The sequence below is a fragment of the Mycobacterium sp. TH-M25 genome (assembly GCF_057473665.1).
This window is the reverse complement of sequence record NZ_JBYCLA010000002.1, coordinates 1-2,191: the sequence shown is the minus strand read 5'-3', so window position 1 is coordinate 2,191 and position 2,191 is coordinate 1. Positions and strand designations below refer to the sequence as shown.

Below are 2,191 nucleotides of genomic sequence, written 5' to 3'. Positions count from 1 at the left end.
AGCGTAGGCGATTTGGCGCCGCTGTGGTCCGACGACGTGCTGACCGCAGCGAACGACGCCGCGCACGCCCACGGCGCCCGGGTGACCGCGCATGTCTTCGGCGAAGACGCGCTACCCGGACTGATCAAAGCGGGCATCGACTGCATCGAGCACGGCACCGGGCTCACTGACGACATCATCGAGTTGATGATCGAGCATGGAACCGCTTTGGTGCCAACCCTGATCAACGTGGAGAACTTCCCCGGGATCGCCGACGCCGCGGGAAAGTATCCGATGTATGCCGCCCACATGCGCGACCTGTACGCCAATTGCTATCCCCGGTTGTCCGCGGCCCGCGAGGCCGGTGTGCCGATCTACGCCGGCACCGATGCGGGCGGCATGATCGCCCACGGGCGGATCGGCGACGAAGTCGAGGCGCTGACCCGCATCGGGATGAGCCCCACCGACGCGCTCGGCGCGGCGTGCTGGGATGCCCGGGACTGGCTCGACCGCCCCGGCCTCGACGACGGCGCTTCGGCGGACCTGTTGTGCTATTACGACGATCCCCGTTACGGCCCCGAGGTGCTGCATCGCGCGGACGTGGTTGTTTTGCGCGGGCAGCTCTGCTGAGCGTGCCGGTTCCTGACTTCATCGTTGAGCTTCGTCGGCACATCGGACACGCACCGCTGTGGCTGCCAGGCGTGACCGCGGTGGTCATCCGCGATCAGCAGGTGCTGCTGGTGCAGCGGTCCGACAACCAGGCCTGGACGCCCGTCACCGGAATTGTCGAGCCGGGGGAGAACCCAGCCGACTGTGCAGTTCGAGAAGTGTTGGAGGAGGCCGGCATCCACGTGGTTGCCAGCAGACTGGCGTGGGTGCACGTCACCCGCCCCACAGTTCACGCCAACGGTGATCATGCGCAGTACCTCGATCACGTGTTCCGGATGGAGTGGGTGAGCGGAGAACCGTTTCCCGCCGACGACGAAAGCCTGGAAGCCTGCTGGTTCGCTTTCGCGGAGCTGCCGCAAATGTCTGCCGACATGCATCGGCGGATCGAGCTGGCTGGCGACGAACGACCAAGTGCCCTAACGGTTTTCGAATCCAAGGGTACTCATGACGACCAAGGTCGGGAGCGTTGATTCATTCACCCACCCATTGTTATGCCGCGATACGACTTAGTGGTCTGGCTCGTAAGTTCGTCGAGGTCGGTGGTGCTGAATTTCCATGTGAATGGCCGTGCGGTCTGGTTGTAGCGGGCCTCGACGGCGTTGAGGCGGTCGATGTTGGCGTCAAGGCCGGTGACGTCGTTGGGCGAGAACGCTTTTCGTTGAACGGTGGAGAAGTAGACCTCGATCTGGTTGAGCCTGGACGCGTGCATCGGGGTGTGCGCCATGATCGCCTTTGCGCGCCGAGATCGACGTTTTGGCGGCAAAGTTCGAGTAGCAGGCTGCCAAAACGTCGATCTCGACGCTTACGAGCCAGACCACTTAGGGTGCGGAGGATCAAACCTTGACAGCTTTCCACGCCGCGTCGCCGAGGACCGGCGCCGCGTCGAGGACGTCGAACTCCGTGGTCCGCGCAAGCCACAGCCTGGCATATTCGAGACTGGGCCCCATCCAGAGCGCTTGGCACAACCGGGGCGGCAGGGGTTTGATGCGACCCCTCTCCACATGCGGCTGTAGCCAAGCGCCGGCCTCGCTGTAGAACTGTTCGTTCAACGCGGAGATCGCCGGCCGAGACTCCTCGATGACCTCGTACTCTCGGCAATGAAACAGATACCGCGCCTGGATTTCGTGTGACGCGACCCACTCCAAGTGGGCGAGAACGGACCCTGCGATCCCGCCGCGTGCCGTCGAACTCCGTTGCAGGGCAGCAAGATAGATGTCAAAGTATGCACGGAGCGTGGCGATGTACAGTTCGGCGGCGACGCCCTCTTTACTCCCGAAGAAGTGATAGATGCTGCCCACGCTGGCCCCCGATTCGCGGTGCAGAGCCTCGATGGTGGTACCCGCCACCCCGTTCTTGAGAAAGATCCTGAGCGCAGCGTCGAGGATGGCACGGCGGCGCGGAGCGCCAGTCTGCGTGGCGGTGGGCATCACCGAACCATACCGGAAGCGCGGCATTGACTAGTGCTTTATTCTAGAATAATGTTCGACTGCCGAGCCGGCGGCGCACGGTGTCCCAATGATTGGAAGGACCGTGGCCAATGATC

General features: G+C 63.4%; 4 protein-coding genes. 2 read left to right on the top strand and 2 right to left on the bottom strand.

All coding sequences use genetic code 11. From position 1 onward, the window contains the following. Window positions 1-609, top strand: a 609-nt coding sequence (locus tag AC2VOU_RS00045) for an amidohydrolase family protein (RefSeq protein ID WP_486955504.1), incomplete at its 5' end; no start/stop codon positions are given. A gap of 2 nt (window positions 610-611) precedes the next feature. Continuing rightward, window positions 612-1,118: an NUDIX hydrolase gene (locus AC2VOU_RS00040; RefSeq protein WP_486955503.1), complete on the top strand. Its 507-nt coding sequence runs from the start codon at window positions 612-614 to the stop codon at window positions 1,116-1,118. A 5-nt stretch (window positions 1,119-1,123) separates the two neighbouring features. Here AC2VOU_RS00040 and AC2VOU_RS00035 read toward each other — a convergent pair whose 3' ends face one another. Both AC2VOU_RS00035 and AC2VOU_RS00030 read right to left on the bottom strand, forming a co-directional pair. Beyond that, window positions 1,124-1,372: a hypothetical protein gene (locus tag AC2VOU_RS00035; RefSeq protein ID WP_486955502.1), complete on the bottom strand. Its 249-nt coding sequence runs from the start codon at window positions 1,370-1,372 to the stop codon at window positions 1,124-1,126. A 109-nt stretch (window positions 1,373-1,481) separates the two neighbouring features. Then, window positions 1,482-2,075, bottom strand: a complete 594-nt coding sequence (locus AC2VOU_RS00030; RefSeq protein WP_486955501.1) for a TetR/AcrR family transcriptional regulator — start codon at window positions 2,073-2,075, stop codon at window positions 1,482-1,484. Between the last annotated feature and the right edge of the window lie 116 nt (window positions 2,076-2,191).

Excerpts from the sequence above, each read along its gene's own strand:
- AC2VOU_RS00030 (WP_486955501.1), bottom strand. The coding sequence starts at position 2,075 with ATGCCCACCGCCACGCAGACTGGCGCTCCGCGCCGCCGTGCCATCCTC.
- AC2VOU_RS00035 (WP_486955502.1), bottom strand. The coding sequence starts at position 1,372 with ATGGCGCACACCCCGATGCACGCGTCCAGGCTCAACCAGATCGAGGTC.